This window comes from Pseudomonas sp. NA-150, assembly GCF_044336365.1.
Classification (GTDB): Bacteria; Pseudomonadota; Gammaproteobacteria; order Pseudomonadales; family Pseudomonadaceae; genus Aquipseudomonas.
Genome location: NZ_CP172305.1, coordinates 4,298,704 through 4,318,419, shown reverse-complemented (window position 1 = coordinate 4,318,419; position 19,716 = coordinate 4,298,704). Strand labels below are relative to the sequence as shown.

The 19,716-nt window shown below is 55.1% G+C and carries 15 protein-coding genes and 2 pseudogenes; 7 read left to right on the top strand and 10 right to left on the bottom strand.

Translation table 11 applies throughout. From position 1 onward, the window contains the following. Positions 1-145: 145 nt before the first annotated feature. Positions 146-250 (top strand): annotated as a pseudogene (locus ACF0H7_RS20385) (transcriptional regulator); the annotation flags it as partial. A 220-nt stretch (positions 251-470) separates the two neighbouring features. Here the strand turns inward: ACF0H7_RS20385 and ACF0H7_RS20380 are convergent. The 6 genes from ACF0H7_RS20380 to ACF0H7_RS20355 form a co-directional block, all read right to left on the bottom strand. Continuing rightward, on the bottom strand, positions 471-1,187 hold the full coding sequence (locus ACF0H7_RS20380) for a hypothetical protein (protein WP_397448677.1): 717 nt from the start codon (positions 1,185-1,187) through the stop codon (positions 471-473). A gap of 271 nt (positions 1,188-1,458) precedes the next feature. Next, positions 1,459-1,587, bottom strand: a complete 129-nt coding sequence (locus ACF0H7_RS20375; protein WP_397453963.1) for a phage GP46 family protein — start codon at positions 1,585-1,587, stop codon at positions 1,459-1,461. Between the two features lie 179 nt (positions 1,588-1,766). After that, a complete protein-coding gene (locus ACF0H7_RS20370) occupies positions 1,767-2,504 on the bottom strand; it encodes a hypothetical protein (protein ID WP_397448676.1) in 738 nt (245 codons plus the stop codon). A 376-nt stretch (positions 2,505-2,880) separates the two neighbouring features. After that, positions 2,881-3,636, bottom strand: a complete 756-nt coding sequence (istB, locus tag ACF0H7_RS20365) for an IS21-like element ISPre4 family helper ATPase IstB (RefSeq protein WP_397448675.1) — start codon at positions 3,634-3,636, stop codon at positions 2,881-2,883. A 20-nt stretch (positions 3,637-3,656) separates the two neighbouring features. Next, the gene (gene istA, locus ACF0H7_RS20360) at positions 3,657-5,171 is read right to left on the bottom strand and encodes an IS21 family transposase (RefSeq protein ID WP_397448674.1); all 1,515 of its coding nucleotides are present in this window, start codon (positions 5,169-5,171) and stop codon (positions 3,657-3,659) included. 307 nt (positions 5,172-5,478) lie between these two features. Beyond that, positions 5,479-5,718 (bottom strand): hypothetical protein, encoded by a 240-nt coding sequence (locus tag ACF0H7_RS20355; RefSeq protein ID WP_397448673.1) that lies wholly within the window; start codon positions 5,716-5,718, stop codon positions 5,479-5,481. Positions 5,719-5,784: 66 nt separating this feature from the next. Here ACF0H7_RS20355 and ACF0H7_RS20350 point away from each other — a divergent pair, with 66 nt between their 5' ends. The 4 genes and pseudogenes from ACF0H7_RS20350 to ACF0H7_RS20335 all read left to right on the top strand — a co-directional run bounded on the left by ACF0H7_RS20350 (position 5,785) and on the right by ACF0H7_RS20335 (position 9,835). Next, complete coding sequence (locus ACF0H7_RS20350) at positions 5,785-5,946, top strand: DUF4011 domain-containing protein (protein WP_397448672.1); 162 nt, start codon at positions 5,785-5,787, stop codon at positions 5,944-5,946. Next, positions 5,934-6,707 (top strand): annotated as a pseudogene (locus tag ACF0H7_RS20345) (DEAD/DEAH box helicase); the annotation flags it as partial. The gene ACF0H7_RS20350 and the pseudogene ACF0H7_RS20345, both read left to right, overlap by 13 nt. Positions 6,708-6,972: 265 nt before the next feature. Next, the gene (locus tag ACF0H7_RS20340; protein WP_397448671.1) at positions 6,973-8,802 is read left to right on the top strand and encodes a hypothetical protein; all 1,830 of its coding nucleotides are present in this window, start codon (positions 6,973-6,975) and stop codon (positions 8,800-8,802) included. A gap of 16 nt (positions 8,803-8,818) precedes the next feature. Next, positions 8,819-9,835, top strand: coding sequence for a hypothetical protein (locus ACF0H7_RS20335; RefSeq protein ID WP_397448670.1), 1,017 nt, complete (start codon positions 8,819-8,821; stop codon positions 9,833-9,835). A gap of 916 nt (positions 9,836-10,751) precedes the next feature. On the opposite strand, the gene ACF0H7_RS20330 is transcribed toward ACF0H7_RS20335, so the two are convergent. Continuing rightward, on the bottom strand, positions 10,752-11,315 hold the full coding sequence (locus ACF0H7_RS20330; protein WP_397448669.1) for a hypothetical protein: 564 nt from the start codon (positions 11,313-11,315) through the stop codon (positions 10,752-10,754). 218 nt (positions 11,316-11,533) lie between these two features. On the opposite strand from ACF0H7_RS20330, the gene ACF0H7_RS20325 reads away from it, so the two are divergent. Further along, complete coding sequence (locus ACF0H7_RS20325; protein ID WP_397448668.1) at positions 11,534-12,199, top strand: hypothetical protein; 666 nt, start codon at positions 11,534-11,536, stop codon at positions 12,197-12,199. Positions 12,200-13,250: 1,051 nt separating this feature from the next. On the opposite strand, the gene ACF0H7_RS20320 is transcribed toward ACF0H7_RS20325, so the two are convergent. Further along, positions 13,251-14,705 (bottom strand): tyrosine-type recombinase/integrase, encoded by a 1,455-nt coding sequence (locus ACF0H7_RS20320; RefSeq protein ID WP_397448667.1) that lies wholly within the window; start codon positions 14,703-14,705, stop codon positions 13,251-13,253. 369 nt (positions 14,706-15,074) lie between these two features. Then, positions 15,075-17,801, bottom strand: a complete 2,727-nt coding sequence (locus tag ACF0H7_RS20315) for an ankyrin repeat domain-containing protein (protein WP_397448666.1) — start codon at positions 17,799-17,801, stop codon at positions 15,075-15,077. Between the two features lie 180 nt (positions 17,802-17,981). On the opposite strand from ACF0H7_RS20315, the gene ACF0H7_RS20310 reads away from it, so the two are divergent. After that, on the top strand, positions 17,982-18,131 hold the full coding sequence (locus ACF0H7_RS20310) for a hypothetical protein (protein WP_397448665.1): 150 nt from the start codon (positions 17,982-17,984) through the stop codon (positions 18,129-18,131). A 215-nt stretch (positions 18,132-18,346) separates the two neighbouring features. Here ACF0H7_RS20310 and ACF0H7_RS20305 read toward each other — a convergent pair whose 3' ends face one another. After that, a complete protein-coding gene (locus tag ACF0H7_RS20305) occupies positions 18,347-19,519 on the bottom strand; it encodes a hypothetical protein (protein WP_397448664.1) in 1,173 nt (390 codons plus the stop codon). Positions 19,520-19,716 lie beyond the last annotated feature (197 nt).

The following is a 19,716-nucleotide window of genomic DNA, read 5'->3' as shown; positions in this document are numbered from 1 at the left end:
ATCAACGCGATCGTCACTGCTTACGACGAATCAGCTCCGATGGCATGCATGACGTCCACTGTACAGTGTGGACGCCATCGCTCAGACCGAAAAATTGCCGTGGTGCACTGTCGAATCGATGTTGCCGGGGCACTATCAGGTAACCCCCCACACGGGTGAATTTATAGAGACCAAAGGGGGAAATCACAAAGGTCTGAAGGCCTGGAAAGTACAGTATGGTGCGGAAACTGTTGAGTCGTGGCTCAATTGATCCATCAGCCGCGCTAGGAGTTTTCAGCCTAACGAGACCAGGCAGCTCATGCTGCCTGTCCCAACGGACGCCACCGTCTGGCTCGCAGATCCGTAGCCCAGCAAGATTAGTGAGCCGTTGATTGGGCCCATCGAATTTGCCACTTCATTGCCTGAACTACTGCTTGGTCTCTCTGTATTCGACATGCCATGGCCGGCAAGCCGACTTTCAGCGGGTCATTCTAGTGATTAGCTTGCTTGGCCAGCACAAGCATCCCGAGCAATTCGGACTTATTGCCAGCGTGCTGCTTCAGCGCATCGTCCAGCAGAGTCTCCATATCCGTTTTCGCCAGCCGAAGCGAGCCTACGGCGATGGCAGCAGCGAACTCAAGGGCTGCGTCGCCGAAGTCCTTGTCCGAACGTGCAAACACCTTCACTAACAGCTCTTTCATCACCTTGCTGAGCTCAGGGCTGGATGAGTAGTCCAACTCCGCTGGGTGGCATGCCCTCAGCATGCACGCTTGCAGGATGGCCTCGTTGAATCTGAGGAAGCACTCTGGGGCCAATACGACCGACTCGTAGCCGTTGGGGCAGAGACGCCTTTCGTGATCTTTGTGTTCCCGGGCGTTTTGGAGCACGGCTGCAATGGTGAGGTGCACCATGCTGGGCTCAACGTCAGCGTAGCGCCTGGCAATCTCGGTTTTGTTTCCGAAAAAGAGAAAACCTTCTGAGAGCCGCAGCGGGTTGCCTCGTGGCGAAAGCAAAAATCCTCGAAACGCACTTAAGGCTGCCTTTCCAGCTAGATCGAGGGACGGCAGGATGTTGGAGGTGTTGGGCAGGTGCTCAAGGCCTAGGTCATGGATGTTTTGTTCCGAATGAGCCTTGTGAGTTTCGATCAAGCGATGCCAAGAGTTGTCATTGGAGTCTTCAGACTCGGGCAAGGACTGGAGCGAAGTCAAAGAGTACCTCATGAGTAATGCGTTCAAAGCTGTTGCCCATCCATCAAGGGATAACAAAGCGATGTGTATCGGGGATCGCCCCATCTAGGTGATCCCAACCCCTCACCCTGTCAGGCCTCTCTCCGGCGTAGCACGAGCTTGGAAGAGGCAGCAGATTGTGACTTGCTCAACCGTCCTGGCGCCTCGCCAGTTTCGCCAAGCTCTCGTTGGCGTGCTTCTGTCGTGTCTGCTCGCCTGCGTAGGGATGGTATTGAGTAACCGTCTGGCGAAGTCACCTACAGATAACGGTGATGGTCTTGGTACGCTGCTGGTCCAGCAGGGGTTGAAGCGCCTGCTCTGCATATTGCCGGGCGAGTTTGGCGACGCGAGGGCAGTCTTTCTCACGACTTAATTCGTTCAGGCGTGAACCCAGAGCAGGGGCCGCCCACCAACTTGAAAGAGGGTTGCGAGTCGGATGAAGACGGCATTTGCCAGTGTTGTAATGCGCTGGCCCGCCAAGTCGCCGATCGTGGGGTTTATGCCTGAGTCCATGCCAAGCAGGATGCCCCGCGTGAGAACGGGGCTCTATTACAGGGAGGTTTAAGCTGGGCGAGCTATGTACATTACGTGGTTCGCTCGGTCTAGCCTAATTGAGGCTCGTAGCTCATGTTTACCTAGGCGGAGTGCAATATCAGAAAGGTCGCCAATGTTTATGATTCGGCTTTCGCTCCCTGTAGATCCATCAGAAGCATAGACACGATATTCACGCTGATGGTTGTAGCATAAGTGTTTGCTAAGAATGCTTTTATCCCCCTCAAACACAACGCTAGCTGTGTCCGGGTCGTAGTATTCCACCAGATTGTGGCCGCTTTTTGTGCCAGCCTTCGAGAGATCCGCGAGTGCTTTGTCCATCCGCATAACAAAAGATTTTGAGGGTACCACTGCGCAGTATTCTCCTAGATCTCCTTTGTCAACAAACGGCAGAAGCTTTTGGTACAGCGCCTCTTCACTGTCAAAATTGTCCTTGTCATTGAGGTACAAAGCGCTCATGCAGTACACATGATAGTGAAAATAGCTTTGCTTGAAGATAGCCATTCCTAACATATCGGTGATGTGGTGCTCTTCCCCTGGTGCATCGCCAGCCACAGTAATGGACGCTCCTTCTCCCTGGAACCATGCGTATGGTGCCTCGTACATGTCTGCGATATTTGCACCTGTACTCTCCTCATATTCCCTAAAGTACTGCAGGCGATTCATATAGAGATCGCCGCGGATGAAGCTTTCCCTGTGTGCCTCTTCCTTGAAGAATCGTACAAAAGCATAGATGTTATTTGACATTAACTACTCAGATATTGGTGGTCGAGAGAGTGGGGTATTAGGCTATCATCGGAAGTTGGCAAATTAATATCAAGGCTTTACTGATGAGTGCTAGGCAGCGCGCTAGGTGCGTGAATACTCGTTGTATAGATCCCTATCCCCTTGCATGCTCCGGGTATGGTCTTCGATTTCTCCACCTGCCTGGATGTTCGAATAGACCTTAAAATCGCCGCTCACATCAACAATCGGCATTTCGAATAGCGCCTTGCTTGCGGATTCCACGACACTTGGACACCCAGTCCACCATCATTTGGACACTCGTTCCACGCTCACTTGGACACCTAATCCGTGTCCACTTGGACAGGCAGTCGGAGCGCAGCGACGCAGGTTCGCATTGTTAGTCTGAAGTCCCTGTTGCCGTCAATTTCGTCGCGCGCCTGCGCAGCGATTCGCCCTTGAGTTCGATGCGGTAAGCGTTGTGCACCAGACGGTCGAGGATCGCATCGCCCAAGGTCGGATCGCCGATCAGCGCATGCCATTTATCCACCGGCATCTGGCTGGTTACCAGCGTTGAGCGGTACCCGTAACGGTCGTCCAGCAGTTCCAACATGTCTCGCCGTTGCGGCGCAGTAAACGGCGCCAGGCCCCAGTCGTCGAGGATCAGCAGATCGGTCTTCGCGTAACCGGCCATCAGTTTGGCGAAGCGCCCGTCGCCGTGGGCCAGCCCCAATTCCTCCATCAAGCGCGGCAGGCGCAGGTACCGCACGCTGTAGCCGTCCCGGCAGGCCTTGTGCGCCAAGGCGCAGGCCAGCCAGGTTTTGCCCACGCCGGTGGGGCCGCCGATGATCAGGTTGAGACCATCGCGCAGCCATTGTCCGCTGCCCAGTTGCAGGATCAGGGACTTGTCCAGACCGCGCGGGCTGCGGTAGTCGATGTCTTCCAGGCAGGCGTTGTGGCGCAGTCGGGCTGCTTTCAAGCGAGTCGTCAGGCGTGCGTCTTCGCGCTCGGTCAGCTCGCGGTCGACCATCAGCCCCAGGCGTTCCTCGAAGCTGAGGCTGTTGATGTCCGGTGTTGCGTGCTGCTCGCTCAAGGCTTTGATCATGCCGTGCAGGCGCAGGGTTTGCAGCTTGTCCAGAGTCGGATTGGGTAGCATTTGGGTGCTCCTTTTTTAGGTCAGTGGTAGTAGCCGGGGCCACGCAGGTTGATGTGTTCGTCAGGCAGCAGCGGCAGGCTTTGTTGGCCCAGCGGTAGGCGTTCCAGGCCTTGGCGAAGGATCGATTCGAGGCTCTTGTAGCTGCATGCGCCCAGCGCCAAGGCGCGCTGGCAAGCGGCTTCCAGCCGCTCTTCGCCGTGGTGCTTGCCCAGCCGCAGGATGCCCAGGCAGGCGCGAAAGCCGTGCTGCGGATGGATTCGGCGTTCGAGGATGTAGGCGATGACGCCGGCAGTGTTCGGCCCGGTCTGCTCTGCCCAGCGGATCAGCCGTTGCGGCGTCCACTCAGCGTGTTCGCGGTGGCTTTTGGGCATGTGCTCGGTCTGGGTAGTGTGACGGCCTTTGTGTGGCGAGCGCAGGTGGCTGGCCACACGCTGGTTGGCGTGGAAGCACTCCACCGTCTGCGCGGTGAGGCGCACTTCCAGTTGGTGCTTCACCAGTTGGTACGGCACCGAGTAGTAGTGGCCGTCGACTTCGACGTGGTAGTCGATATGCACCCGTACTTTTTTCCATTCGGCGTAGACGTAAGGATGTTCCGGCAGCGCTTGCAGCGCGGGTTGGTCGATGGCCTCGAAGGCCGAGCGACGCGAGCCAGGCAGCTTTTTGAAGGGTCGCTGATTGAGGCGTTCGAGCAGCACGCCGATAGCCGCATTGAGTTCGCCCAACGAGAAAAACTGGCGGTTGCGCAGCGCCGCGAGGATCCAGCGCTCGACCACCTGCGCGCCGACTTCGACCTTGGCTTTATCCTTGGGTTTTCGGGCGCGAGCTGGCAACACGGCGACCCCGTAATGCTCAGCCAGATCACGGTAGCTGGGGTTGATGTCCGGTTCATAGCGATGCGCCTTGGTGACGCCGCTGCGCAGGTTGTCCGGCACCAGGATCTCCGGTGTCCCACCGAGAAAAGCGAAGCACCGAGCATGCGAGCCGAGCCAGTCAGGCAGTTGCTGCGACCAGGTCGCCTCGGCAAAGGTGTAGCTGGACGCGCCCAGCACGGCAACGAAGATCTGGGCCTGACAGATTTCACCGGTCTGCCGGTCGATGATCGGCGCGGTCTGGCCTGCGTAGTCGACAAACAGCTTTTCGCCGGCTCGGTGCTCCTGACGCATGACCACATCGATCTTGGCAGCCCAGAGGCGGTAGTGCTCGCAGAACCAGCTGTATTGGAAACCTTGCGGTTGGCTGAGCCGGTATTCCTGCCAAAGCAGGGCCAGAGTTACGCCGGGGCGGCGTAGTTCAGCGTGGGCCCATGCCCAGTCAGGCATCGGACGTTGATCACTGGGGACTGTCGGTGCTGGTGGAAACAGGCATCGCTCCAGTTCAGCGTCCGACAACGTCGTCGGCCACGTCAGCCCGCAAGCGTTGAAGCGGTGCAGGTAATTGCCGGCACTACCGCTGCTGATGCGAAGGCTAATGGCAATCTTACGCACGGACAGGCCGGCGTCGAACTTTAGGCGTAGTACCTCTCGGATTTTACGCATGGATAAACGCTCCACGACGACCTCTTCGCTTCGAAAAAAGAGGTCGATGGTAGTGAATAATCCTGCGTCGCTGCCTGCCTGAGCATGGGGTGGATCAGTGGGAAGTCACTGTCCAAGTGCTCGTGGAATGAGTGTCCAAGTGCGCGTGGAATCCGCACCTTGCTATTGGCCTTGACTATGAGGGTGTCGGTCATTATCTCAATCACTCGTCCGCGCGTCATATGGACGTAATCGCCTTCGTCGGTGTAGAGCGATACTTCCTCGTCCTGCAGGGTGACGCGATAGCGGCCGTCCTCGCTGGCAACGACTACGGTGTGTTTGCTGTTGCCTCCGACCGGGATGGCGTATTCAGCACCGGGCAAGGGGCGGAGGTGAAGCCGTAGTGCTGGAAGAGCTCGCCCGCGACCGAGTCTCCGGCCAGGCCTTGCATGTCGACGCCGATGAGCGTGCCGTGGGTATTGCGTGCCGCTGTGGCGCGGAAGGCCTGGCAGACGTTGATCATGGCTGTGCTGATTTGCTCGCACATCAGGGGCGCCATGTTGTTCATTAAAAGCCCTTGATCATTTCGATAAACGCCGCTTCGTCGTCGCCTTTTTTTGCTGGGGTGGCGTCGATGATCCACATTTTGTTTTCGCGCAGTCGCAGTTCGGTGATGGGGCCTTCACCGCTGATCCTGTTGCCGGTCAAGCTTGAGCGTAAAAGTGCGTTGTCAGGGGTTACCCTTAGCATGCTCGACGAAGAGCCTCGTTTCAACCTGACGCTTCTCGATTTGTAGCGGCCGAGCACATGAGTGATATCGTGGCTTTCAGTAAGCTCGATGATGAACTTGCGAGGCTCACGGTCCGCTACATTCGAGCAAAATTGTGCAGTCTGATTCCCTCGAAGAACGAAGTTTCCAAAAGCAGTGGTTTCGCGATCCTCAAACACGAACTGCAGAAATCCCGGCGGCACAAACCGGTCCGTCAGCTCACGATTGAATTGGGTTATGCACTGAATTGATTGGCGCCGTGCATGCTCATGAGCCCACTGTCGATCGCACAATTTCTGCCAGCGGATCAGTTGCCATTTGATCTGGTGATTTTCGACGAAGCCTCACAAATTGCACCGTGGGACGCCATTGGCTCCATCGCACGGGGTAAGCAGGTTGTGATAGCTGGTGATCCGCGGCAGATGCCTCCTACCAATTTCTTCAACCGCGGAGCGAATGTCTCTGACGATGACACTGCTGAAGACATGGAAAGTATTCTTGACGAATGCTTGGGTGCCGGCGTTCCAAACTACAGTCTCGGATGGCACTATCGCAGCCGCCATGAAAGACTGATTGCGTTTTCCAACCATCGTTACTACGACAGTAACCTGATCACCTTCCCTGCGGCTGAAACCCGTGCAGTGCGGTTGAATGGCATCGCGTCCAAGGTGACTACGCGAAGGACAAGGGACGTTACAATCAGGCTGAAGCCGAAGCCATCGCCAAAGAGACGATCAAACGGCTTTACCGATCCAGCCATCATTGCTGCCGGCCACACGATCGGCATTGGCGCGCGCACCGAAACGCTGGCTTCATCAGCGGGTTTGGTCCAATGGGGCGGATCAGCCCTGCTCACTATCACTTTGCGCTTTTCGTGCCTCAGACTCGGTAAGGCGGAAAAAGACCCTTCACGCTCATTCAACCGCCTAAACACCTCCCATTTGATACATGCACGAGCGCCAGCTATCGTCTACTCAGCTCTCTGACGGTGCTATACGTAGTCCTGCACCAGCCTTTCGCTCTTGAGTCGAAATCCGGGTGTAGGTGCAATTCATGAAGGCGTGCTCGCTGCTCGCAATGATCAAGTACCAGATTGAGAAAGCGGTCCGACCAGCGCGCCTGGGCATTGGCTTTGTCATGCTGCTCGGCCTGTTCGCTGCCGGCCACAGCGCCGGGGCTGCGCCTTTGATTAAGCACGGCGAAATTCAGGATGAAGTCACCAAGGCTGTTAGCTCGGCCGCGGCCCCCCTGAAACTTGGCATCGACCCCCGAATCACTGCCGAGATTGCTTCTGATGCTTCGCTCTTTGTCGATAACTTCTGCCTTGAAGAGCAAGCTCCCTGCGAGCAAACAATTTTCGACCCGGACACTCTGCAATCAATTGTGGGCGAATACCTCAAGGCAGCTTTGAACCGCCCAAGCTCGATCGAAACCGTCGCCTCGCGATTAGCCACCCGGGTCGGGAAGAGCATGTCGGACGCGGGCTGGCCAAGCTCAAGAGACAACTCAATAGGCCTCGTTGAAGTTCCTGAGGCAGCCCGCGATGTCAATATCTTCATTCAAACTGCTACCGAGCAATTGTCGGTGGGCGCGTCTATCGACTCGATCCTGCTTTCTCCCGGGAAGCAGGTCCTTGTGGCCAAGCTTGAAGGTGGCGAGTCGCTGACTGGAACTGTTGATGTGGCTCCCCGGGGATGGGTCACCTGGAAAATATCTAGGCAGGCTCTGCAGCCATCTATAGGCCGCATTGAAGCTGACCTCAAGCAGTACTGTGAGCATGGTGAGCCTACAAAGCGCGCACCTGTAAAAAACGCCCCTCCGGGCCAGGAGTGGCCGCTGGATGCATTCAACTGGGGGCGGGTAAGTTTCGGTGAAAGTGCCGAAATTTCGAAGCAGCATACTGTTGCGGCTGCCCGACAGGCCGCCCTGGACATCACCGTAAACGATGAGACCAACACCTGTGCCGACAACTGCCGAGAAGGATTGGGGCTGGCGTTCGCCAAAGCAGTCGCGATTTGGCGATCAGGTTGCTTACGCTGCACTGAGAGCGCCCTGGCCGTGATACGCCTAGGGAGCAATGTTTGGCTGGACATGCGGGCAGTTGACCGGTTGCGAACCTTGGAGCTGAAGCCGGAGGCAACACGGGAGTTGGATCTCGCAAAACCTGCGATTGGTGAAGTGGGCCGGTACTTCACCGCACCCGGCTTACTCGTGGATAAGCGCAGCATCGTTGGATACGAACAGATTGACCAGGATAAAGCTCTCATCGACACACTCTGCGCCATCCCTAGAGCGGAAAGCCCAGATTGGGCAGTCAGCGCTCAGGGCTTCCTATGTGCAGGAGCCACTGCGCCAACGATGGACCTCCGACCAGTACTTACCGTCAAGGGGGGGTGGACTGATTGCGGTGTGGGCGCTATCGCTTGTGGCCTTCCGGGAGGGGAGGTACAGATCACTGTATTTAAGTACGTGTTTTCAATTCCTACGCCGACAGGGACCATCAACTTGGGCGACAAATCGGTTGAAACAGTGAGCCCCATTGACCGGGTGGTCCTACATGAGGTGGGACATTGGTTTGGGATTCCTCATCCCAATCAGATTGGTCTGCCTACCGAGGACATCATGCTTTCAGTTTTTAACCCCCAGCATGTGTGCGTGACGGCTGAAAGCCTGACCCTGTTGAACAATGCAACTGACGATCGCTGGTACTATCGCGCTAAGGAAAAGGAAGGCCTGATGATGCCTGCCAACTACAGCGAAAGCGAAATGCCCCCACCGCAGCCTCCGCCGCCACCACCACCAAGTGATGACGACTACATAGCAATACCTCCACCTCCTCCAAGCATCTTCGACGACATCCCAGTACCGCCACCAAGCCGCTAGCCACCAGAGGTGAATCATGCGACATCAATCAGCCCCAGTACTTCTCCTGACTATCGGTCTCTTGTCGACTCCTGTTTTCGCTGAACAGGACCTTAACAAGGAGATCCTGGAAACCGTCAGCTGGCTTGCAAAAAACAAGTCGGGCCTGGGCTACGACCTGGGGGCTCGATACAGCGAGAACTTGATATACGGCGATCACGTTTTTCGCGCGACCAAAGGTTCAAAAACTATGTGTGTAGCAGCCGTTTTCGAAACGATCATCAGAACACTGCAAACAGCTAAGGATGTTGAGGGCAACCCCGTTAGCTCGAAATTGCTGCCTGGCAGTGCCATTGATGGTAAGGGCGCGCTGAACATCCTCCCTTACGTGTTTCAGTACGGATCGACAGCCAACTTCCCCGAGTACGGTAGAAAATTTTCCGCCGGCGTGGGTGATGCCTTTGTACTTTTTGGGATCGGTCGTTACGTGACCTTTGACACGGCCAAGCCTGGCGACTTCATCTACTTGAACCGGGTTAGTGGTTCTGGTCATGCAGTGGTGTTCTACAATTACCTGGGCTCTTCAGGGAAGGCAGTGCCTGATAGTAAGGACGCGAGCGGGTTTCGGTATTTCTCAGCACAGGGCGTCGGGACAAACGGTTTCGGATTCAGGGACGCATTTTTTGGAAACTGCCCGGCCGTCAAGCATGAGTTCAAAGAAGATTGCGGCGTAATCAAAAGCAGCAAGCGGGGAACGTTCTCTGTGAGCAGGCTGTATGCGCCGAGTGAGTGGTTTACTTCCTACAGCGCGATTCGTGTCGAGCGCTTCTTCAAAGGCGCCACGATTGACACCATATTTGCGGACGAGCCGAATTTTAGAAAACGTGCGAAATCGGAATTAGCCGAAGCTGATGCAAAGGCTCGGGACTATGCCAAAAAGGGTCTATTCCCACTCATAGTGCCGGCGATTGGCGCTGAGGCCGAAATGGCCATGCAAAACCTGCAAACCGTCGGCTTCAAGGAAGGGGAGTTCGGGCCAAACTTTGCCGAGTGATTCAACCCCGGGGGCCGGCGGTGACCCCTTGAGTTGGTGGAACCTAAGGGTTCGCAACCTTCAAACCCAGTCGGCCCGCCAAATCTTTCGCTTCGGCCATAGTGGCGCAGCACCCGATCCAGTAGTCCTAGCGCTCCTGAACAGCAATCGCGAATGGGAGTGCTTCGGGGACCTCGTCCTGGACATGAATAAGCATCGGCACTCCACGGCTTAATAGCGTCGACATGGAAAGCCTAAGGCCACGGGGGACCTTGCGCAGGTGCCGTTGCTGATCGGGTGTCAGGTCTGCCAGGAGCTCGATGAGCACTGCATGATCTTCTTGAGGCGCACCCACGGGCCGAGACCCATACTTGTCTTCCCATTGCACCCATGCCTCGCGCTGCGTCTTCATCGGATGGGAATTGATCTTCTCAACCACATGCTGAGTCGCACAGGTTGCTCGCCAGGCAGGAGACGCCATTCTGTCTCCCTGTATGGGGTGTACTGTGGCTACAGGTTTTGTATCGGGAGGAGGGCGATGGAATGATCACCAGCGTGCCGTGGGTTGGTTCAAGATCTAGGCTCAAGTGTTTTAAATGTTTAGCGTCCTGAGGTTGGTCGCTTTTATCACTATTTGGAACAGCGCAAGTGAGTAGGCTTCGGGGCCAAGGGTGCATGGATTAACTGCATTTAATTTTTAAGCGGAAAGAACTCCAGGGCTATAGATCAATACCCGTAGACAAGATTTAATTTTGAGCGCTCAGGAAGTGTCGGGTATTACGAGGAGAAAGAGTAGAATAATTAGATAGCCAAACGTGTGCAAAGCAGAATTCATAACCACGCCCAAGGGAGATTGATGAGGCAACGATTAGTGATCGCCACTGCAAATTCCGTCACATATCTATGGTCTCCTAGCAGGTGAGCCCAACCACATCCATTATTGATCTTGGAGACAAACTTCAAATTCGGCGACTGCATCTCTACGGAGCCACGGATGGATATCTGCATCCCTTATAGGGCCGTGGTGGTTTACTGTGAATCTGAGCAATCTGGCGCAATATTCGATGGCGAATGCGTGATTGGATTTAGATTCTGTTCTGAACGTTTCGCAGTCGGTCTTGCCGGCCGTCTGCAGGAGCAATTTCTTCAACGAGGGATCGAATTGCATCGAGTCCCCTGAACATTGAAAAATTCCTGCTTCTTCCGTGCAAGGAGTGTTGGATTTCGAATTGGTAGTATCCCGCCCCTCGTCCCATTTCCAAGAGCTTTCAAACCCGCCTAAAACACGAAGAACTTCAAGCATTACTGCTTTGCGATGCAGGAGCCCATCCCAAGGTCCAAGCTCGGCAAGGACGCTGGAGTAAATATCGGTCCGCTGGTTTGGCAAAAAGATTTCATCTGGGGCCCCCTTCGCCCAAGCAACGATTTCCAACAAAAATGGCTCCGGGGCCGGCCCTCGATTGAGTACGGCTTCTTTACACGCCACGAAATAAGTTGGCATCGCTTTACTCCCACGGCTCTTGAGATTTGAACGACAACTTCAGACGACTCCACTCCATTTAAGCACAACTTTTCCCAATCGTTGGTGGGTAGGATGGAGTAGGTAAAAATTTCGAACTCAATTTAAAGCTCGCTGGGAAGCTGTCAACCAGCAGGGTTGAAAAGTGCTCTCTATACTCCTTTCGACGTACGTATAACTAGCCGCTAGGGGAAACGCGGATGATCAGAAATCTTACATTGATGGCGGCTATTTTTTCATTGTCTGGGTGTTCGACTCCCGACACGCTGTATGTTGGAACGTACACGCGCGTCGGCATCGACGCATCGCACAGCAGTATGGGTGGTGGCATTGGATTCAGAAACGTCGCGCTGACAGTTGCACCGACAAATGCGAAAGGCGATGCGTATGACGTGTTAGGCACTACAGATGTCGATCTCGCGCTCCGCAACCTTGTTCTGGTAGAAACAGTCGCCACCGGCGAAGCGGCGGTGTGCGCTAGCGGAAATAGCAAGGTTAGCGATCTCGTTGCCGATATCAAGAACGCCCCCCAGAAGGAACCAGGGCCCCTAATATTTGTGGCTGACACTTCTTGGTCTCTTCTTGAAGTCAGTGTGGGGGATGCCGTCGGCCCCGGCATTTCGTTTGGGTATCGCCGAATTGTGGGCATTCGAATGCCTGTTAAGAATGAGCACATTGGCAGTGCTTATGGCTCCGTATCGATCAGCACCTTAGAGACAGCTCACACCAATAAGGCAGAGCCGACTGAAATTGGTGGAACGCGGAGTGTGTACACCTTCGCGACCGGGAAAGCATCCGTGAATATGGCTCAGAAGTACGCGAACAAGGTCGTTGGCAACATCCAGCAGCAAGGATGCCAGGATTGAAGCTTTTGCCATTACTTTTCTGTATTGCGCTGTTCATGAGTGGGTGCGCTATCACCTATATAGATGCCGACGGTGACACTCGGAGGATTGGGCTTCTGTCGATCACCGAAAAGGCTGGCCGTTGTTCGTTAGTGAGGACGGTCACTACGGCGGGTGTTAGCCTGGATACTTCAGCCTCTACTGCAGGGTTCATCCTAGGCTACAGGACAGTTACGACTGTTTTGCCCCCGGACCAGGGTGCCGTATCGTTCGAGATAGAAAAGGATGGCCAACTTACGTCCTACGAACGAATAGGCCCCGGCACGCCTAGTGAACACATTGTCTGCAGGTAAGTCGAGTCTGGATCGTCTAGCCAATGCAGGAAGCGGCGAATTGAAATGAGTACCGAGCTTTCAGGGTTGCTCCCTCAGTGACAAGGCAGGATTGCAAGGGCGGCAGTTTGTTCTGTGTTCGTTTGGCAAACTGTGGATCCTAGGCTTTTTTGCTCATTTCCAAGATGGAGCGACAACCAGTGTCGCGACATTCAAGCGTCACCTGTTGATGATGAGAAACTCATCGAGGCGGGTTCTGAGAGTTTCATGACGGCTCTCCTCTCGGCGCTCAAGCGAATGGGCGCGGCACTCGGGGCAACTGATGCATGTGTCTCGGCTGAGCGCTGCCAAATGGCTATGAGGCAGGATAGTTTTCCTTCCAAGAGCAGCAAGCACAGACGAGGGTGAACGGACGCGGAGAGACTGGCATAGCGTTATCTTGCAGTGAGCAATAGCGCTAGGTTGCCGAGTGGGTGAGTCAAAGAGTGTCGCTTGGATTGACCTTCGGTGGGTAGATTGTGGGGGCCGACGCCAATTTGGTTTGGTTGCCGAGATTCACTGACCCAACCTAATTCCTCGCACCTTTGCCTGTTCTAGATTAGTGCTGATTTTGAGGTGGGTTCGTCTTACATCGGCACGTGGGTCGATTCGGCATCGGCGTCAACAGGCCGGGATCGATCTGAAGAAAGCGCTCGGTAATGTCCACGAAACTATGAGGGCTCAGCACTAAAGACGCCGACTTATGAAGGCGGTAGGGAACCAGTCGCGGTATACGCTGGAAAAGACATCATCGACTCGGTTGATGGATGTTCGTAGGTTGAGGACAAAACGGCACTGAGTTGTTCGCCCAACAGATTCCAGGCGCGTTTCTTCTCTTCGGCATAATCGTGATGCAGGTAGTGGCGTCTCACCCGAGAGCCGGCCAGTACATGATTTTGGCAGCGATCGATGACATCCAGGCTGACACCCAAGGCCTGCATCATGGTTGCGCCCGTGCGGCGTAGGTCATGCGGCGTCCAATCGCCGTTCTGGCCGTCGGCAAGGACCAGGGTATCGTCGTGACACCGTCTCGAGAGTGCCTTGCGGTTTTTGAATCGGGCCTGGCGGTCACCCACCTGCTTGCTCACCACTTTCAGGTCAACATGCTGATCATCCTGTTTGTTCGGAAAGCACCACTGAGAGTCTCCCGTCAGGGACTTGAGTTCCTGAAAGAAATGCAGGGTGAAGGGGGAGAGGAAGACATGGTGGTCCTGTTTCTTGCCCCGAGTGCCTTTGACGTTTTCACTGGGGAGGAGCCAGGTTTGCTGGACCAGATCGACATTTTTCCATTCGGCCTGCAGCAACTCGCCAATCCGGCACAAGGTTCCTAGGCTGATCCAGAGCGCGAGCTGGGTTTCCTTCTTTAACGGTCGAATGCCCTCGTACCTTTGACCCGCGGGGAGGGCGCTGTAATCGACGGTCATTTGCTGGAAGCGGTTATGCAGTTCCAACAGTTCTGCCGGTGAAAGGATCCGACTTCTTTCTGCCTCGTAGTCGGCAGGGATCAGGGGGGTGATGTCGACCAGCTCCGTCGGATCCCCTTCGACCAATAAGGCCCGCCAGGGTTGACGCTTTTTTGCCCAGCCGAACATCTGGGAGAGATCGGCGAAGAAACTGATGGCTTGTCGGTGAGCACCGCGACTAACAACCACCCGGATCAGCGCCCGAATATCGTGCTCAGACACACTGCTCACCGACGTCTTACCGAGTGCCGGGTAAAGGTCCTTGTTAAAACGGCGCTGCAATTCCGCATTGCCGTCTTTTCGTGCAACGCCATCCAACAGCCAGGCCTTGGCCAGATCTTGGACGGTCAGCATTTGGACCTTCGTCGTCTTTTCCTGCTCCGCCTCTACATTTGCTGCGGCGTGCGCCTGGGCCTTGGCGGTCTTTTTTGGCTCGTTGGGATTGATCTGCTCATCGATAAGTGCACGGGCCTGGTTGCGTGCCTTGCGGATGTCCGTCAGGGATTTGCGCGGCCAGGAGCCGCAGGAGTACTCTTTGTTTTGGTCGCCCCACCGATACCGATAGAAAAAGCTGACCGACACACCGTCCTTTCGGGCAGAGATTCGACCGGCCAGATTGCCATCCTCCCTGAGGATTCGGCCGGCATCGTTGGCGGTCAGCGACTCGAGTTCTTTGATGGTGATTTTGGCCATGAAACGGACTCCCCCTACTTTTACCCCTACAAAAACGTCGGCTCTTGATGGACGTTACTGGACTCTCGTAGAGCAGAACACCGCTGGAGCTCAAGTAAATACTAGCTTAGAGAAATCCAGAGTAAAATTTTGGGATCTTTCAAGAAGTATGAAAAAGGAGATAGGGTGCTAGGGGTCGAGTGTTCGAATCACTCCGTCCCGACCATATAATTCAAAGGGTTGCGAGATTTTATCTCGCGACCCTTTTTTATTTTTAAGTGTTTTTACCCCTACAAAACGACTGGCTCTGGGTGGAATTTTCAACTGATACCAAGGCCTTAGTTCGTACCGGAAGGCACAAGCAGCACGTCAATGCGTCCGGCCAGACCTTCAGGCTGTGGGGGCAGGCGTTGCTTGTTCAAGCATATGAGCGATGTTCATCAGTTCTTGCTTTGAAGCGCAGCGTCTGCCGTTCTGAGCGAGTTTCTCGGCCAGCTCCTGCAAGGCTTTCGGTTTTTCGATCAAGTATTCAACCCGCTCTAAAGGAGTCATCCTTTGTGAGTTACGCTGCCAGGCAAGCTGGGGAGCCAACTGCAGCAGGCGCTTGACGGCGTGTGAATTGGCAGTCCAGCTCGCCGTGTGTAGTGGGGACTGCCCGTCGTTGGTAAGGTTGTCTAGGCTGCATGGATGGTCGAGCAATGCGTCCACGCAGCTATCCATGCGTGATTTGATTGCTGAGTGCAGGGCGGTCATTCCTTGCCAGTCACGCATTTCCGAATCGGCGCCGGCCTGCAGCATGATTCTGATCAACTCGGTATCCCCGGCCTCGGCCATCAGCATAAGCGGTGTTTGGCTCTTGAAGTCGGCGATGTTCAGCTGTTTCGGCGCCTTCTGCGCCAGCAGGCCGATCGCCTGGTGCCAATGCCCCAGCATGATTTCTAAGCGGTGCATCTCGCCCTGCAGTTCGGTCGGTGCCATCTGCCGCATCAGGAGAAGTTGTTGCAGAAAATGGTTGTGCCCCTTGATCCAGTGCATCAGCAGTGAGTCGCCTGTTACTATAGGCAACTGGGAGTTGAGTTTGTTGCGATTGCGCTCCATCCAGCAAAGTAGCCCTTCGTGGTCGCTGGCCATCAGAAACTTCAGTGAATCCTCGACCTTCTCACGCGCCAACGGTGCTACACGCTCTGTTCCCGGATAAGGCTTGTACAGAGTCTTCCAGAAGTAATCGGCTGCCCAGCGTGCCGTATCTTCGATGCCAGGAATATCGCTGCCCTCGGCCATCCCGCCGGCCAACATCTCCCGGTAGTACTTTTCGTGGTTGTTTTCGATCAGTTTCTGGTTGGCCACCTCCACAGCGAGACAATCCCGTGCGATTTCTCCGCGCAGTGGCCCGCAGTTGCGCTCAAGTCCAGCCTCCAGAGCGTCTCTGAAGTATTTTCCCGCGCCCTTGAAGTCGTTGCAGGCCAGCAGATGCTTCGCCTTATATTGTAGGATGGCGGCCTTCCACAGTCCGTATCCCTCGCTGGCCTCGGCCTCGTCGAGTAATCCCTGGACCCGAGCACGTGTGTCTTTCGGCTGTTGCTTGCGCTCACCGTTCAGATAACCATCGAGTTCGAAAAGAATTGTCTGGACAGTTTGAGTCGACGTTGCTGCCAGCTCGCGCAAGCGTTGGATACTGGCTTCCTTGGTGCGAGGGCTGAGGTCAGCATGTTGAGCTACTTGGCTGATCACCCAGTAACGGTTTTCACTTTGCAGGACTCGCCAGGAGGAAGAGCTCTTCATGCGCGCGACCAGATGCAATTCAGCGTTCAACTCTTCGGCAATGGTTGATGCCCACTCTGCATTCCGCTTTATGATTGGCATCGCTGATTGCGCATCGAACCTCACGTGATCCTCAAGCCCGGCACCTGTCGGCACATCGCAGAAGTAGCGGGTCAGCAAGTGTGCCAGCTCGTGAGTTGCGCTTTCCCTGCGTGAAGGCAGGACGGAGAGAAACAATCTATATTTATCAGCAGAAGGTAGGCGCTCCTCGAACCAGGCGTTCTCCGCTAGCTCGCCCTGATCCCGGCAGTTGCGCCAAGCACCGATGGTCAGGTTGTAGGTGAGTTTATAGATTGCGAACAGTTGCAGCAGCTTGTTTTGCTGGGTATCTGCACACAGTCGATCCACTCCAGGACAGAGGAAGTCGAGCAATCGGCCATAGCCATCCTGCACCATGCGCGCGAACAGTAGGCGCTGGCGGATGGTGTGCGGGGAAGGGGCAGCGTAACGCTCGGTCAGGCATGCGATGAAGGTGGCGTGTTCATCCTCATCTGCGCTGCCATTCAGAATCGCCTCCAGACGTCCTGCTTGGGTCATCGGGATTTCCAGGCGCAGTCTGTCGGCAGTCAGCTTCTTGCGCGCCACGAAGTCCAGGGCGTCTGCATACTGCTCAGCAGTCGAGTGGCTGCTGTCCAGTGAGAAAGCGCCCTTGAACTCCACCTGCAGTTTGTTGGGGAAGTATTTTTTGAAGGAGCCTGGATCGGGCGTGGTTTCATTGCGCCAGTTGTACAATGAGCGCATCAGGGCTTCCGAGGATGTGTCATCCAAGTCTCCAACAGATTGACTTCGCTGATCGACAAACTCCTCAAGCGGCATCCCCAACAGGTCCAGTAGCCAGTTCACCACCTGCGCTATCGGCAGATGCAGGCTAGGTTTTCCATCCACCTCGCGAGGCTCGGGCAGATACCAGAAACGCCCACCCGGCATGCCCTTGTCCAGAGGGCTGGCGACGCTCCAGAAGGCCGCCCGACGTGCCAATGCAGGCATGTAGAAGTAACCCAACAGCATCCAGAGTATCTGACGCTGGTCGGCGGCGAAGGTCCAAGTGCTTAATTCGAGTGATTTGTAGGCATTCCCGAACTCTATGAGGTTGTTGATGGCATCCGCACGCGCCTGCGGATCCATGTCTAGGGCATCGAAGATGGCATGTAGGATTTCCTCGCCCATGGCCTTGTGCGCTGCAAGACTGTCCTGCCCAGTCGCGAATTTGTTCTTCTTGGTGGTCGGATACCCCTGGCAGCCGAGACTCTGGTGAATCTCCAACAGGATGGCTTCGGTCAGTGGTAGGGTGCTCATTGCGGCTGTCCTTGGTGTTGTTGAAGTTGCGGTAATCCTTGCAAGCCCTGGCGACCGTATCACTGAAAAGTCCCGTATCCCCCTCGCCGCCTGGTGAGAGGGAGGGTCGCGCGGTGCTTCAGATCATGCACGTTGGCTCACTAATACCTCGCGCGGCCCCTTATCCATGGAGCCCACGTCATGCGCAACCCCATTCCGCTGATTCTCAACGAGCACCTCTACCGTTGCCAGTGCTGCTACGTCACCTGGAGCGGGCCCGTCTGCGCGCGTGAGCTGATCCACGACCCTGATTCTGGTGATGCCGAAGGCGATGCTCTGCAAGACATCTAGCCATGGTGTGTAGCTAAAAAGTGGGGACCTCTACCAAGACACCGACACCCTTGAGAGCGTAGGCGAATGGGGTAGATAGATCGGGTACGATGAGGAAATCGTCAGTGAAATCCTAAAATCATTGCGCCCATGGACGAGTTCTACATCAAACAGAGCGGTGATCGCTGCCTGCATCAGCAGCACTAACCACGGCGTTGCCGTCCTGACGATCAAACTTAAGTGCTAGGTTTTTGCGCCTCGGCATCGATCGATTTTTTAGCCTGCGCCGTCTCTTCAGACTTTCGTGGCATGTGGGTCGCCTTGCTGTTTTTAGCGACAACGCAGTAGGCCGATTCTGCTGGCCAATTCTTGAGCTCGGTTTTGATCAGCTTAACCGGGCAAAGCAGCAGCACATCCCCAAAAGAAAAGAGCGGAAACGCTGAAATCAATGGCTGACTGCGTGCAGTTTCTACCGAACCCCATACCTCTGCATCGAAGTCTTCCTTTGCGTAACCTTCAGTTAGCAGAAATTTGGCTTCGGTTTGGTCGCGGACTTTCATGATGGACGCTGCGGAGTACACGATGGTCAAAGAGCCTCCAGGTGAAACGCCGATGATGATCACCAAGGCTACGAAAGCCGCTGCTGCGCACTGCGCTATCCGTTTAAAGATATCGGCTTTGCTGACGTAGAAAACCACCACAGGGATCAGTGTCATACCTGCGGAAAAAATCGATATGACCATGAGCTTGGTTAACGCTTCTGGCGTGTCTTCACCAGAGTAGGCTTTCAGGATAAGGCTGACGGGAAGCACGGCTGATACGACAGTGCCTATAAGGAGGAATGCCAGCATTACCAAAAGCCAGATTCGGGCTGCTTTGCCCTGTGCATTTCTAGGTGCTGCCGCAGTTGCGCAAATATCGACGGCCAGTCTGAATTTCGGGCTCTTGTGCAGCGCTAGAGTTGTTACAACGGCAAACAGCGCTATGCATGCAAGTTTTTTATTGTCGCTCAGCGCTGGTGTTTGAAAAATCACGGCCATTAGTGCGGCTATTCCGAGCAGTACTGGCCAGACAAGCACCTTCACAATCTCGGGTTGGAGAGTAGGGCTGTCGTTGAAGATCGACACGGAAAGCCCAAACAAAATGCTCGTCGTCATGAGGATCAAGAAATAGGCGGCCACCACTAGAGCGATGATTGCCAGCCAAAGCACCAGCGCCGATTTCGCGTTAACGGCGGCGGCCATCAAGTCAGGACGGCCAATGGCAGTCGTGTAAGTCGAGATCGTATAAAACCCCAAAAGCGTACCAAGTCCACCCAAGATCACAGTGAGTTGGGCCCAATAGGTCAAGATGCGTTTGATGTTTTTTTTCAATGCCTGTTTAAACGTGGGGTGGTTCAGTTCGGTCACGTACTGCTTCCTGAAAAAGGGTTGAAAAGCGATAGGGTCAGCCTGATGTTTCCATTCGTGAGACATGGAGCGGCGAGGCCGCGAGCTCAACCAGCGCTATATCGCCCTGCGTCTCCTTTGCTTGAAGAAAAATTCATTTTTCAGCCTTTGAAAAATTCGTTGTGCGACGGATTGACCGATCGAGCGGCTTGAGAGCC

Coding starts and splice junctions, on each gene's coding strand:
- ACF0H7_RS20315 (WP_397448666.1), bottom strand. CDS start 17,801: ATGAGCACCCTACCACTGACCGAAGCCATCCTGTTGGAGATTCACCAG.
- ACF0H7_RS20335 (WP_397448670.1), top strand. CDS start 8,819: ATGCGACATCAATCAGCCCCAGTACTTCTCCTGACTATCGGTCTCTTG.
- istA (WP_397448674.1), bottom strand. CDS start 5,171: ATGCGTAAAATCCGAGAGGTACTACGCCTAAAGTTCGACGCCGGCCTG.
- istB (WP_397448675.1), bottom strand. CDS start 3,636: ATGCTACCCAATCCGACTCTGGACAAGCTGCAAACCCTGCGCCTGCAC.
- ACF0H7_RS20320 (WP_397448667.1), bottom strand. CDS start 14,705: ATGGCCAAAATCACCATCAAAGAACTCGAGTCGCTGACCGCCAACGAT.
- ACF0H7_RS20325 (WP_397448668.1), top strand. CDS start 11,534: ATGATCAGAAATCTTACATTGATGGCGGCTATTTTTTCATTGTCTGGG.
- ACF0H7_RS20350 (WP_397448672.1), top strand. CDS start 5,785: ATGATCCACATTTTGTTTTCGCGCAGTCGCAGTTCGGTGATGGGGCCT.
- ACF0H7_RS20370 (WP_397448676.1), bottom strand. CDS start 2,504: ATGTCAAATAACATCTATGCTTTTGTACGATTCTTCAAGGAAGAGGCA.
- ACF0H7_RS20310 (WP_397448665.1), top strand. CDS start 17,982: ATGCGCAACCCCATTCCGCTGATTCTCAACGAGCACCTCTACCGTTGC.
- ACF0H7_RS20340 (WP_397448671.1), top strand. CDS start 6,973: ATGAAGGCGTGCTCGCTGCTCGCAATGATCAAGTACCAGATTGAGAAA.
- ACF0H7_RS20355 (WP_397448673.1), bottom strand. CDS start 5,718: ATGAACAACATGGCGCCCCTGATGTGCGAGCAAATCAGCACAGCCATG.
- ACF0H7_RS20330 (WP_397448669.1), bottom strand. CDS start 11,315: ATGCCAACTTATTTCGTGGCGTGTAAAGAAGCCGTACTCAATCGAGGG.